We start from the raw sequence: 12090 nt of genomic DNA, 5'->3' as shown, positions 1-12090 counted from the left end.
AAAAAATTCTCGTCTCTATGTACACTTTATACGGTTTTCCCCGTTTTTGTAAAGAAATCGGCCGAACGCTTACAAAAAAATTGCCGGGGAATCCCCGGCAATTCCCTGCTTATTGGTTGCGCAAGCGGTTCAAATTGTTATTCGTCGTGTCTCCGCGATCCCTAATGTTCTGAGGGTCGTCGTTCATTTCGCGCAGCCTTGTAAATGCGCCGTCGTCCTCGACAACTTGAACGGTCCGGTCTCCAGCAAACGTTTTGGCTGCTTTTCTAATTTGAGTTCTCTCATTATTTGTCAGCTGTTTATCTGACCGTACCGCGATGATGACCGTTTCATTCGTTACGACGGCCTGACTCTCGTCAACATAATTCAACTTGTTGACGCGTCCAGTGATATTCCTGGAGATTTTACGGTTTTCCGGTCTGTTATAGCCCGTGTCCGCCGTGTTCACCAAATGATTGTGATAATTCATGTCTCCCCGGCTGAAAGTTCCATCGCCTGTTGGAACGGGATTGCCGTTGCCCGCTCGATTGTTCACGTTCGTTGCACCGTTTCTCCCGTTCATGTTTTCAAGCATTTCTGTAACAGGACCGTCATTATCAAGACCGTTATTACGATCTGCATCATTTGAATAATATCCGATCGGACGCGTATTGTTTCCATTATCTATAGCGTCGTTCGTTCCGCAGGCAGATAGACCAGCTGTCAAAAGCAAAATACCCGAAAACACTTTCAGCTTGCTGTCCAATGGTAATACCCCCCGTGAAAACCGCTGAATTTGAGCATTGCGCTCCTTTTTAGGATGTGCGAGATGTGAAGAGTTACCCTTGACAGTTATAGACAGTCCCGTGAAAAAGCATGAAAGTGTTTATAGCGGCCCACAATAAAAAAGGAACGATAGATCATCGTCCCATTCCGAATCAGTCTTCTTCATCTTCCGGTCTGTTAAACATCTGTCCGCCTGCGGGCTGCTGTCCGTATCCGCCCATACCGTACGGAGCTCCCATTTGCGGCATCTGTCCATATGGCGCTGCACCCTGAAAACCTCCCGGGAATTGGCCTGGCCCGCACCCGCAGTCATCTTCTTTGCCGTGTGCCATATTGGGATCGTGACCGACGTTTGGCGATGCATATCCCGGAAACGGCTGATAAGGCGCATATGCCGGAGCAGTCATCGGCTGATGATGATATCCGTGATGACCGGCATTGTCATGCCCCATGTTGTCATCACCGTCATATTCAGCAGGAGATACATAGCTAGGCTGAGGCATGTAAGGCATTTGAGCAGGATATGGATACCAAGGGTGGCATAAGCCCGATCCAGGCAGCACCGGTGAAACAGGAATCCAGCAGCCTCCAGGATAGAACGGATAAGGATGCGGATGGTGATGGTGATGATATCCGGCAGCAGCTACATTTGGCATGCCGTGAAACTGCTTATTTTCATCACCTGCTGCACCGACATTCGGCGGCTGCGGAACATTCGGATAATTGACATTTTCCATATGATTCTCCTCCTCATTTGTCCATGGATTATACATGTTGGGGCCTTTCTCTTGATGTTCATAAGGTTTTGGAGGTGCGTACGGCTGATGAAGCTGATTGACGCTTTGATACAAATTTGAAATGTCGCCTTCAGGCAAACTTGACTGCCCGATGTTCGGGACAGGCGGAACATAAGGAACCGAAGGCTTTTCTTTCGGTTTTATATCTTCAACATCAAGCTTACCTTTCGGTTTTTCTTTTGCAAATGGATGTTCCTGCTGTTTTTTCGGTAACTCTTTTCTCATATTGAGCTGTTCTTCTTTTTTGACCGGCACTCCCCCTGACGGTACTTTGATTTTCATGCCCGGCATGATCAAATCTGGATTGCTCAGCTGCGAATTCAGCTTTTTCAGTTCTTCAAAGTCCACTTCATATCTTTCCGCGATTTTTTCCAGAGAATCGCCCTTTTGGACAATATGAATTTTCAACGTTTTCCCCTCCTATGCAAAAACGTGAACGAACAGATGAGAATAACAAATATGCTTCTCCACAAATTTATGCGCATAGCGGAGGGGTTATGATAAAAACTTGTTCTCCAAACATTTAACGGATCGTTAACATCCGATTCAGCGCAAGAATGGCATCTTTTGCGATATCTTGATCAACTTTGATCACGCCTGTCAGTTCACCTTTGTCAATCTGCTCCAGCGACCACAGCAAATGCGGCATGTCGATTCTGTTCATTGTCAAACAAGGGCACATATCTGGATTAAGGGATTCGATTTGTTTATCAGGATGTTCTTGAATGATGCGCGAAACAAGGTTCATCTCTGTTCCAATCGCCCATTTGCTCCCCGGTTTTGCTTCATTAATCGTATCGATGATTTTTTTTGTAGACCCGCTGAAATCGCTGAGCGCGACGACTTCATGGGTGCATTCCGGATGAACGATAACATTAATGTCCGAATCCCGTTCTTTAACACTTTTGATATTCGCCGCGGTAAATTTTTCGTGAACAGAGCAATGCCCCTTCCACAAAATGATTTTTATGTCTTCATAATCGCCGTTATACTCAAGTTTTTCTTCGATGGGATCCCACACCGCCATTCTGCTGAGGGGAATGCCGAGGTCAAATGCCGTGTTTCGTCCCAAGTGCTGATCCGGAAGAAATAAAATTCTCTCCTTTTGCGATAGCGCCCATGTCAACATGCGGGCCGCATTTGAGGATGTCACGGACGCTCCCCCGTTTCTTCCTACAAAAGCTTTGATTTCCGCTGTCGAATTGACATATGTGAGGGGAATGATGGTATCGTCAAACAGCTCTGCAAGCTCTTCCCAGGCGCGATTCGTCTGCTGCATGTTGGCCATATCGGCCATCGAACAGCCTGCGCGCATGTCCGGCAAAACGACAATCTGTTCGTCGGAAGTAAGCATATCGGCTGTTTCTGCCATAAAATGTACGCCACAGAACACGATATATTCCGCTTTTTTATTTTTTTGGGCGACTTGCGCCAGCTGAAGCGAATCTCCCGTCGCGTCCGCAAATTGGATCACTTCGTCTTTTTGGTAGTGATGCCCCGGGATAAACAGCCTTTCTCCGAATTTCTTTTTGATATTCAAAATTCTTCCGGCCATTTCTTCTTCGGTCAATTCTTTATACAGCTCCGGCATCATGCCGGCGTTCCTGTCATGAATCAAGTTTAAAATAGACATCTGTCACCTCTCCAATCCCGCTTATTTTTTCAGATCGACATTCATGCTGATATCAAGGCTTTTCGCCGAATGGGTCAAGTAGCCCAATGAAATACAGTGCACCCCTGTTCCCCTGTATGCGGGGAGATTTTCAAATGAAATTCCGCCTGAAGCTTCCGTCATAATGCCTGCGGGTGTCATTTCCGCAAATGCTTTCACCTTGTCAGGAGGACAATTGTCAAACATAATGATATCGGCTTCAGCCTCAATCGCTTCTTGAAGCTCTTGTTCAGACTCGATCTCCACCTCGATTTTGACCATATGGCCGCACGCTGCCCGTGCTTTTTCAACCGCTTTTGAAATCGAGCCGCAGGCGGCAATGTGGTTGTCTTTAATCATGATGCCGCCGTCCAAACCAAAGCGGTGATTGCAGCCCCCGCCGGTTTTGACCGCGTATTTTTCAAGAATGCGCAGGCCCGGCGTCGTCTTTCTCGTATCGCAAATCGCGATATTCGGATCATTCAGCCTGATAACGGACTGCTTTGTTAAAGTGGCGATCCCCGACATTCTTTGAATGAGATTCAGCACGACCCGTTCGCCGGTCATGAGAGAAGCTGCACGGCCTTTGAGCCGCGCGATCGTTTCTCCTTTATGGACCGCTTCGCTATCTGTTTTCAGCATTTGCACGGCGATCGTTTCATCGAGCAGCCGAAAGCCTTCGAAAATCACTAATTCTCCTGCAAACAATCCGTCATCCTTCGCTGTGATGACCGCTTCGCATTGAAGATTGGCATCGAAAACGGCTTCAGAAGTGAAATCCCCCCAGCCGATATCTTCCTTGAAAAATTCTTTAAGCATGTTCCTAAGTATGAGCCGCTGCATATTTCACAATCCCTTCGTTTTGTCTTATCTTGATCCCGCCTTTTGTGTGAACGATTTGCTTGCCATGCCAGTTTTTATCATCAGGCGCCGGGCGATCCGAACGATAATGGCCGCCTCTGCTTTCTGTACGAAGCAATGCCGAGGCCGTCATCTGCTTGGCGGTCTGCCATAAATAAGCTAATTCAAGCTGTTCTTTTGTGATTTCTTTCACATTCATGATTTGAAAAGGCACTCGCTCAAGCCATTCTTTCGCCTTCGTCAATTCATCCTCCGTTCGCACGATCGCCACATGATCTGTCATGTGTTTTTGAATATCCTTCACATCTGTCAGGGGAACAGAATATGTCACATCCTCAGGCAGAGGAGATTGTCCTCTGACAGGCTCAGGTTTTTGATAAGCTTGTATCCGTTCCGCCGCTCTCCTTCCGAAGACGATGCATTCCAAGAGAGAATTGCTTGCCAGACGGTTGGCACCGTGAAAGCCGGTGCATGCAGCTTCCCCAATCACATAAAGGTGTGGAACCGCCGTTTCCCCCCATCTGTTCACAGAAACGCCCCCCATTAAAAAATGCATGCCCGGTGAAACCGGAAGCCGGCCTTCTTCAATGGAAATTCCGGCTTTTTCGCAAAGAGAGGAAATCGTAGGGAAGCGGCTTTTAAAGTCTGATATGCGGGTAATATCCAAAAATACGCTGCTTCCACAGGCAAGCTTTTCGTGAATCGCACGAGATACGATGTCCCGCGGCGCTAAATCCTGCATGTGGTGAATCCCTTCCATCACCCGCTGGCCGTTTTCATCAACCAAGACAGCTCCTTCTCCGCGCACAGCTTCTGAAACAAGCCCGTGTGCGCGCCCGTCTTTGACGAGCAATGTAGGGTGAAATTGAACGAATTCCAAATCTGCGAGCTCGGCTCCTGCCCGATATGCCAAAGAAATCGCATCGCTTGTCACAGAACGGTTATTCGTGTTGATTTGAAATAGACTTCCGCAGCCTCCTGCCGCCAGCACAACAAAATCGGCTTTCCTGAGAAAAGTCTTTCCCTGGCGGTCTTTCGTCCAGACGCCCGCACAGCGTCCGTCTTCCATCCATAAATCCGCCGCCGTTTCGTATTCTTTCAGTATGACGTGAGGACCGAGCCTTCCGATTAAGTGCCGGATCAGCGCCTGCCCCGTAGCGTCTCCCCCGGCATGCAAAATTCTGTTCATCGAATGTGCGCCTTCTTTGCCGAGGCTGAGCTTTCCGGATTCGTCAGTATCAAAAGGGAAATGCTGAAGAATCAGCTCATCAACAAGGCGCTGGCCGTCTTTAATGGCATCTTGAACCGCTTCGATTTGATTGTGGCCGCATCCGGCATATAATGTGTCGTCCGCATGAGCTGACCAGGAATCGCGAGGCAATACAGCCGAGGCAATTCCTCCCTGAGCGAGGGTTGAATTGCTGTCTTTTACAGATGCTTTTGTCATCACAATCACTTCGTAAGACGGCGGAATGGATGCAGCAAAAGACAGCGCAGCGGCACCTGCTCCGACAACAATTATCGTCTGATGAGACATGTCGACCCCTCCTGTAAATTTACATGTGTCTTGACACCTATATTTACATATCGATAAAATAAACTCAAGTATTTTTTATAAAGAATGGGAGACAAGAGCCGTGATTTATCTTGATTATGCAGCAACGACACCGGCGGCAAAAGAAGCCTTGGACGCGTTTCAAAAACTGAGCACAGACGTGTACGGAAATTCGAGCAGTCTGCACGATGCGGGAGGGAAAGCCGAAAGTATTCTGCGCTACTGCCGCCAAAAGATGGCGGAACTTTTATCCGGGGAAGAAGAAGGCGTTTATTTTACGAGCGGCGGCACCGAAGCCAATTTTTTGGCGATTCACTCCATCTTAAATGGACTCCCCGCCGGAAAGCAGCACTTTTTAATGACAGAAATGGAACATCAGTCGATCCACATTTTGAAGCGGCATCTTGAGATACTGGGCTTTGAAGTCGACTTGATGAAACCGAATGCTTCAGGCATCATCACAACAGAGATACTGGAACGGCACCTCCGTCCTGATACAGGTCTTGTCTCAATTCAGCATGCCAACTCAGAAACAGGCGTCATCCAGCCCCTGGCAAAGCTTTCGGCTTACTTGCATAAGCGGGACGTGCTCCTGCACAGCGACTGCGTACAGACCTTTGCCAAGATTCCGGTCGGCATTGATGAGCTCGGCGCTGATGCCTTATCTTTTTCAAGCCATAAAGTATACGGACCAAAAGGAGTTGGAGCGGTCTATATTCAGCCTGGTGTGAACTGGAAACCCGTCTACCCGGGCACTTTACATGAAAACGGATTGAAGAGCGGCACCGTCAATGTCCCTGGAATCGGCGCTTTCATTACCGCTGCCGAGTTGACAATAAAGCGTATGGATGCCGCGCATCTTAAACATCAGGAGCTGCGCGCCCGTTTTCTGGAAAAGGCAAAAGCCCGGAAGCTTCCCGTCTCCCTCGCTGTGCCCGATTCGGCAAATTCGCATGTTCTGCCGCATATTATAGGTTGTTTTTTTCATTCCTTTGAAGGACAATATACTATGCTGGAATGTAATCGGAGAGGAATTTGCATTTCTACCGGAAGCGCGTGTTCAGCCGGCTATCATGAGCCGTCGAATACGATGAAAGCCCTTTTAGTCCCAAGGGAGCTCGCGCTTCAATTCGTCCGAATTTCGTTCGGATGCGATACGACAAGCGAACATGTTGATCAGCTGTTGGACGTTTTTGAAGATATGATGCATGAGAAAGGAGACCATCGGATTGACAGACGGATTAAAACTTACGGGCGCTGAGCGGCGCCAGCAGCTTCTTGCCTGGCTGAAGGAGTCTGAGGCTCCGCTGACAGGAAGCGAACTGGCGAAAAGAGCATCTGTTTCACGGCAGGTCATCGTACAGGACATTTCTTTATTAAAAGCAAAAAACGAACCGATCATCGCAACAAGCCAAGGATACGTGTATTTGCAGTCAGTTCTCGGCAAAAAACAGCCGGTTCAGCGGCTCATCGCTTGCGACCATGAGCCGGAAAAAACGGAAGAAGAGCTGAATCTGATCGTCGACTTTGGCGTAACGGTGAAAGATGTAACGATTGAACATCCTGTCTACGGCGACTTAACAGCTTCGATCAGAGTCAGCACAAGAAAAGAAGTCTCGGACTTCGTCAAAAAAATCTCTTCGACAAACGCCGCTTATCTGTCTCAACTGACAAACGGCACCCATCTGCACACATTGGAGGCAGATGACGAAGAGAAGATCGAACAAGCTTGCGACGCCCTGCAAAAAGCGGGCATCCTTATTCCCGAATAAAGAAAAGGTCCTTTGCCGTCATCAACGCAAAGGACCTTTCTTTATAATGTATACGCATTGTAGGCTCCGAGCATTTTCACCTTGCAGCCCAAAGCTTCAAGCTCAGCTATCGCACCTGGAATCAGCACATCGTCCAGTGCCATTTCAATATCAATAATGAAAAAATAATTGCCGAGACCGGTTTTTGTCGGCCGCGATTCAATTTTAGAAAGATTCAAATTTCTCCAGGCGAAAGCCGACAGCACCTGGTGGAGAGCCCCTGATCTGTCCGAAGGAAGGGTTACCAGCAAAGTCGTTTTCGGCCTTCCCGTCAAGTGCGGATTGACCGGCGGAGATGCCTCGTGATCCGGATGAAGCATCACAAATCTCGTGTGATTGTATTCATAGTCATGCACATCTCTTTTGACGATGTCTAATCCATACGTAGCGGCTGCCATTTCATTGGCAATCACGCCGATGTTCTCGTCCGGATGTTCACTCACGTATTTTGCAGCTGCACCGGTGGATGTCGCATATTCAAACGGAATGGAGCGGAACCGGCTGTGCAAAAATTTATGACATTGCGCGATCGCATGGGAATGGGAATAAACTTTCTGAATGTCTTCCCAAGCCTCTTTTCTTGCAGGATGCACAAGTAAATGCTGACGGATGGGAGCGGTGATTTCTCCGACAATATAAAGGGGCTGTTCGTGGATTAAGTAGTCTATTGTCAGATTCACCGATCCTTCAATTGCATTTTCAAGCGGGACGACAGCCAGATCAATCTCGCCGTTCATCGCCGCATCCATACAGGCGGGTATTGTGTTAAATGCTTGCTGGTCTGCATCTGAAAAGCAGGAGCAGACGGCAAGGTGCGTAAATGTTGCTTCTGGACCTAAATAACCTACTCTCATACTCATGATATATGACATTCTCTCCCTTTAAGCGCCCGAACCTAGTATTTCGACCTTTTCTACGAATTCCAGCTTTCTTAATTTGTTCATCAGCAAATCGATATTTCCATCCATTCCTCTCGTACTGACGGACAGCGTGACATTCGCTCTTCCTTGAAGAGGGATGGTCTGGTGAATCGACAGCACGTTGCAGCCCGATTCAGCCACCACTTGGAGCAGATGGGACAGCGTTCCCGAGCGGTCCTCCAAATGAAAAAAAAGCGTGATAATCTGTTCCTTGACCATCGTATAAAAAGGAAAAACCGCATCTCTGTACTTGTAAAAAGCGCTTCGGCTCAAATCTACCTTTTGGACGGCTTCAGCTACAGATTCCGCTTTTTTCCGCTCAATCAGCTTTTTGACCTCAAGTGTTTTCCGCATTGCCTCCGGCAGCACGTCTTCCCTGACAAGATAAAAGGTCTCCTCTTTCACAGACTTTTCTCTCCTTTTAAAAACCCTGATTCCTTTACATTGATCCAGCAAGCGAAAGGAAAGGCGTTCCTTTCAGCTAAAAGTCGGAGAGCTTGCCTGGCAAACTCTCCGGTATGATCAGTCGATAAATTCAAATTCAAATTCGAGAAGACGGATCGTATCTCCGTCTTTTGCACCGCGGGCCCGAAGCGCGTCATCAACGCCCATTCCGCGAAGCTGTCTGGCGAAACGCTTAACAGACTCGTCTCTTGAAAAATCCGTCATTTTAAATAAGCGTTCAAGCTTGGCTCCGCTGAGCACAAAGGTGCCGTCAGGATCACGGCTGATCTCAAACGGCGCTTCCTCATCCTCAAGCTTATACATGACTCTGTTTTCAGTCATGTCTTCTTCGTCGTAGAGCGGGAATTCCGGCGTCGTTTCCAAACGGTCGGCAATCTCAAACAGCAGATCCCTCAATCCTTGTCTGGTCAACGCGCTGATTGGAAAAACAGGATAATCATCTGTAAGCTTTTCTTTGAATGCCTTCAGATTTTCTTCCGCATCCGGCATATCCATTTTATTGGCGACAATAATTTGAGGACGTTCTGTCAGCCTCAGATTATACTGTTCAAGCTCTTTATTGATGGTCACATAATCTTCATACGGGTCGCGCCCTTCAAGACCCGACATGTCGATCACGTGCACGATGACGCGCGTTCTTTCGATATGTCTGAGGAATTGGTGTCCGAGGCCAACCCCTTCGTGCGCCCCCTCAATCAGTCCCGGAAGATCCGCCATTACAAAGCTGCGGCCGTCTTCCGTTTCGACCATTCCGAGATTCGGATTCAGCGTTGTAAAATGGTAATCGGCAATTTTCGGCTTGGCCGAAGACACGACAGACAGGAGTGTTGATTTTCCAACGCTTGGGAAACCGACAAGACCGACATCGGCCAAAACTTTCAGCTCGAGAACGATATAGCGCTCCTTGCCGGGTTCGCCGTTTTCAGAAAGCTGCGGCGCCGGGTTGGCAGGCGTCGCAAAACGGGTATTGCCTCGTCCGCCGCGTCCTCCTTTTGCGATGACGGCTTCCTGTCCGTGCTCCGTTAGATCAGCGATGACCTGCTTTGTATCATCGTCAATGACAACCGTGCCGGGCGGGACTTTTACAACCATGTCTTCTGCATTTCGGCCGTGCTGGTTTTTAGACATGCCGTGTTCTCCGCGCGTCGCCTTAAAATGTCTTTGATACCTAAAATCCATCAGCGTGCTGAGGCCTTCGTCAACTTTGAAAACGACGTCTCCGCCTTTTCCGCCGTCACCTCCGGCAGGGCCTCCTTTTGGCACATATTTTTCGCGGCGGAAAGCAACCATTCCGTTGCCTCCGTCTCCGCCTTTTACGTATATTTTTACCTGATCAACAAACATAATGTCCTCCGTTCTATTCCTAAAAAACCGCTTTACTTGATATGAATTTCAGCGATGCACTCACGGTCTGTTACATCAAGCCGCTTGATTTCATAAAAATCAGCCAGTGAATGATGAAAGTCTTTGATACCGGTCAGCTTTGTGAATACGCCGTGGAAATCCAGAAAGATGACGAGCCGGTCGTCCGGACCGTCCGTCTGCAGCGTGATCGTCAGATGATTGTCGCCGCCTTTCAAAACGGCATCCTCAAAAGTCCCAAACAGCTTTCTGACGAAAACGACGAGCTTCTCTTCATAAGCTGACAAATCTCTGACCTGACCGATCACCTCATATTCAAGCGTCAGCGAATGGGCCATCCAGTTAAATGTAAGCAGCTCATACGCCGCACGCGGGATTTTAAGGTTTGAAAGCTTTGATTCATGCTGAGCTTCGATGACCACTTCATCAATAATTTCAAATACGCGGTCATACTTTTTTAATGTTAAGTTTCCTTTAATCAATTGCAGTTTATTCATCCAGTCGTGCCTTGAATGGCTGAGCAGATGAATAAGCTCATGGGTCAAAGCCTTATCGTCCATCGTCTTTTCTTGTTTTTTCGAAGTTTCTTCCATTTTTGCACTCCCAATCGTTTGTTCTCTATTTTAGGAGTCTGATTCAGTTTGTACTTTGAATTATAACAGAGAAGGCAGTATAAATGAAACACGTTTATATACTTTAAAGAAGCAGAATCAGAGCGGAAACCCGGCCTTGTCCAGGGGGCGGGAAGGTGTTTTTCAGCAAGTCACGGTGCTGTATGTAAAAAACTCCGGTCAGAACGACCGGAGTTTCGTTTAAAGGTTAGGCTACAGGATATACGCTCACTTTTTTGCGGTTACGGCCGAAACGTTCGAATTTAACAGTTCCGTCGACTTTTGCATATAGAGTGTCATCTCCGCCGCGCCCAACGTTTTCACCTGGATAGATTTTTGTTCCGCGCTGACGATAAAGGATGGAACCGCCAGATACGAATTGACCGTCTGCACGTTTAGCACCTAGGCGCTTCGCCTCAGAGTCACGTCCGTTCTTCGTTGAACCTACTCCTTTTTTAGATGCAAAAAACTGAAGATCTAATCTTAGCATGTAGCTCACCTCCTATATTTTGTTCGTCGTTACTTTTAAGTAACCTTTGTAGTCTCGTTCGATCGTTTCAAGGGAGACGATCATGCCTTCGAGAAGGAGCTGCGCCTTTTCAAAAGCCTCCCGATCCGTACCGTCCGGGAATCCGAAAGATAAAAATCCGCCGTCTTCCCCGAGGTCAATGACCGGCTCAATGCCCGTCAGCTTCATGACGGCATTGACAGCTCCAAAGGCGACCGCCGATGCCCCTGCACAAACGAGATCCTGACCATGTTCAGCAAAATTCGCATGTCCCGACATTTCAAAGCCTAAGATGTCTTTGTTCGATCGGGCTCTGGTAACCTTTGCATGAATCATATCATACACGCCTTAAGCGTTGATTTTTTCGATTACAACTTTAGTGTAAGGTTGACGATGACCTTGTTTTTTATGTTGGTTTTTCTTCGGCTTGTACTTGAATACGGTAATTTTTTTCGCACGGCCTTGTTTTTCAACTTTGCCTGTTACCGTAGCGCCTTCAACCGTAGGGCTGCCAACTTTAACATTTTCACCGCCGACAAACAATACGTTGTCAAAAGTAACTGTTTCGCCGGCTTCAGCAGCAAGCTTTTCGACGTATACAGTTTGGCCTTCTTCAACTTTGATTTGTTTTCCGCCTGTTTGAATAATTGCGTACATCTCTGCACCTCCTAATAAACTAAGACTCGCCAATCACAGGGGGCTAAGAAAGCACTTAACACCTGTGCTGAGCGGTTGTAGCACGGGTGCTACATCCATAACATTAAAAAATATACCAGAAAAGAGC

At 47.8% G+C, this 12090-nt stretch carries 14 protein-coding genes and 1 other annotated feature; of the genes, 2 read left to right on the top strand and 12 right to left on the bottom strand.

The features are described from left to right. Positions 1–109: 109 nt before the first annotated feature. The 5 genes from M1E03_RS06940 to nadB form a co-directional block, all read right to left on the bottom strand. Positions 110–745: a YhcN/YlaJ family sporulation lipoprotein gene (locus M1E03_RS06940; protein ID WP_023855407.1), complete on the bottom strand. Its 636-nt coding sequence runs from the start codon at positions 743–745 to the stop codon at positions 110–112. Positions 746–917: 172 nt separating this feature from the next. Beyond that, the gene (gene safA, locus M1E03_RS06935; protein WP_458110730.1) at positions 918–1970 is read right to left on the bottom strand and encodes a SafA/ExsA family spore coat assembly protein; all 1053 of its coding nucleotides are present in this window, start codon (positions 1968–1970) and stop codon (positions 918–920) included. A 115-nt stretch (positions 1971–2085) separates the two neighbouring features. Beyond that, complete coding sequence (gene nadA, locus M1E03_RS06930) at positions 2086–3195, bottom strand: quinolinate synthase NadA (protein ID WP_025811048.1); 1110 nt, start codon at positions 3193–3195, stop codon at positions 2086–2088. A gap of 21 nt (positions 3196–3216) precedes the next feature. Further along, the gene (nadC, locus tag M1E03_RS06925) at positions 3217–4056 is read right to left on the bottom strand and encodes a carboxylating nicotinate-nucleotide diphosphorylase (protein ID WP_328038245.1); all 840 of its coding nucleotides are present in this window, start codon (positions 4054–4056) and stop codon (positions 3217–3219) included. Beyond that, a complete protein-coding gene (gene nadB, locus M1E03_RS06920) occupies positions 4037–5611 on the bottom strand; it encodes an L-aspartate oxidase (protein WP_458110729.1) in 1575 nt (524 codons plus the stop codon). Before nadB ends, nadC begins: the two co-directional genes overlap by 20 nt. A 100-nt stretch (positions 5612–5711) precedes the next feature. Between nadB and M1E03_RS06915 the strand changes: the two genes are divergently transcribed. Both M1E03_RS06915 and M1E03_RS06910 read left to right on the top strand, forming a co-directional pair. Then, entirely contained in the window at positions 5712–6890 is a 1179-nt protein-coding gene (locus M1E03_RS06915; RefSeq protein ID WP_123032350.1) for an IscS subfamily cysteine desulfurase, read from the top strand. After that, positions 6859–7401 (top strand): transcription repressor NadR, encoded by a 543-nt coding sequence (locus M1E03_RS06910; RefSeq protein ID WP_020452437.1) that lies wholly within the window; start codon positions 6859–6861, stop codon positions 7399–7401. The genes M1E03_RS06915 and M1E03_RS06910 overlap by 32 nt, the downstream gene beginning before the upstream one ends. A gap of 41 nt (positions 7402–7442) precedes the next feature. Here M1E03_RS06910 and pheA read toward each other — a convergent pair whose 3' ends face one another. The 7 genes from pheA to rplU all read right to left on the bottom strand — a co-directional run bounded on the left by pheA (position 7443) and on the right by rplU (position 11963). Continuing rightward, positions 7443–8294: a prephenate dehydratase gene (gene pheA / locus M1E03_RS06905; RefSeq protein WP_025811045.1), complete on the bottom strand. Its 852-nt coding sequence runs from the start codon at positions 8292–8294 to the stop codon at positions 7443–7445. Between the two features lie 27 nt (positions 8295–8321). Further along, complete coding sequence (locus tag M1E03_RS06900; protein WP_023855415.1) at positions 8322–8765, bottom strand: ACT domain-containing protein; 444 nt, start codon at positions 8763–8765, stop codon at positions 8322–8324. Positions 8766–8882: 117 nt separating this feature from the next. After that, positions 8883–10169, bottom strand: coding sequence for a GTPase ObgE (gene obgE, locus M1E03_RS06895; RefSeq protein WP_020452440.1), 1287 nt, complete (start codon positions 10167–10169; stop codon positions 8883–8885). A 32-nt stretch (positions 10170–10201) separates the two neighbouring features. Next, positions 10202–10780: a sporulation initiation phosphotransferase B gene (locus M1E03_RS06890; RefSeq protein ID WP_020452441.1), complete on the bottom strand. Its 579-nt coding sequence runs from the start codon at positions 10778–10780 to the stop codon at positions 10202–10204. Positions 10781–11006: 226 nt separating this feature from the next. Further along, the gene (rpmA, locus tag M1E03_RS06885; protein ID WP_003184023.1) at positions 11007–11288 is read right to left on the bottom strand and encodes a 50S ribosomal protein L27; all 282 of its coding nucleotides are present in this window, start codon (positions 11286–11288) and stop codon (positions 11007–11009) included. A gap of 12 nt (positions 11289–11300) precedes the next feature. Beyond that, on the bottom strand, positions 11301–11642 hold the full coding sequence (locus tag M1E03_RS06880) for a ribosomal-processing cysteine protease Prp (protein ID WP_020452442.1): 342 nt from the start codon (positions 11640–11642) through the stop codon (positions 11301–11303). Between the two features lie 12 nt (positions 11643–11654). Then, positions 11655–11963 carry a 50S ribosomal protein L21 gene (rplU, locus tag M1E03_RS06875; protein WP_003184027.1) on the bottom strand — a complete coding sequence of 103 codons (309 nt, stop codon included), beginning with the start codon at positions 11961–11963 and terminating at the stop codon, positions 11655–11657. 12 nt (positions 11964–11975) lie between these two features. Then, positions 11976–12050, bottom strand: a sequence feature (ribosomal protein L21 leader region). Positions 12051–12090: the final 40 nt, after the last annotated feature.

This window comes from Bacillus sp. PK6-013, assembly GCF_054161445.1.
The sequence above is the reverse complement of the archived record's forward strand: the minus strand, read 5'-3'. Positions and strand labels throughout refer to the sequence as shown.

What these genes read in the sequence shown, in the direction of transcription:
- nadA (WP_025811048.1), bottom strand. Translation starts at nt 3,195, where the DNA reads ATGTCTATTTTAAACTTGATTCATGACAGGAACGCCGGCATGATGCCG.
- nadC (WP_328038245.1), bottom strand. Translation starts at nt 4,056, where the DNA reads ATGCAGCGGCTCATACTTAGGAACATGCTTAAAGAATTTTTCAAGGAA.
- nadB (WP_458110729.1), bottom strand. Translation starts at nt 5,611, where the DNA reads ATGTCTCATCAGACGATAATTGTTGTCGGAGCAGGTGCCGCTGCGCTG.
- pheA (WP_025811045.1), bottom strand. Translation starts at nt 8,294, where the DNA reads ATGAGAGTAGGTTATTTAGGTCCAGAAGCAACATTTACGCACCTTGCC.
- obgE (WP_020452440.1), bottom strand. Translation starts at nt 10,169, where the DNA reads ATGTTTGTTGATCAGGTAAAAATATACGTAAAAGGCGGAGACGGAGGC.
- M1E03_RS06890 (WP_020452441.1), bottom strand. Translation starts at nt 10,780, where the DNA reads ATGGAAGAAACTTCGAAAAAACAAGAAAAGACGATGGACGATAAGGCT.
- rpmA (WP_003184023.1), bottom strand. Translation starts at nt 11,288, where the DNA reads ATGCTAAGATTAGATCTTCAGTTTTTTGCATCTAAAAAAGGAGTAGGT.
- M1E03_RS06880 (WP_020452442.1), bottom strand. Translation starts at nt 11,642, where the DNA reads ATGATTCATGCAAAGGTTACCAGAGCCCGATCGAACAAAGACATCTTA.
- rplU (WP_003184027.1), bottom strand. Translation starts at nt 11,963, where the DNA reads ATGTACGCAATTATTCAAACAGGCGGAAAACAAATCAAAGTTGAAGAA.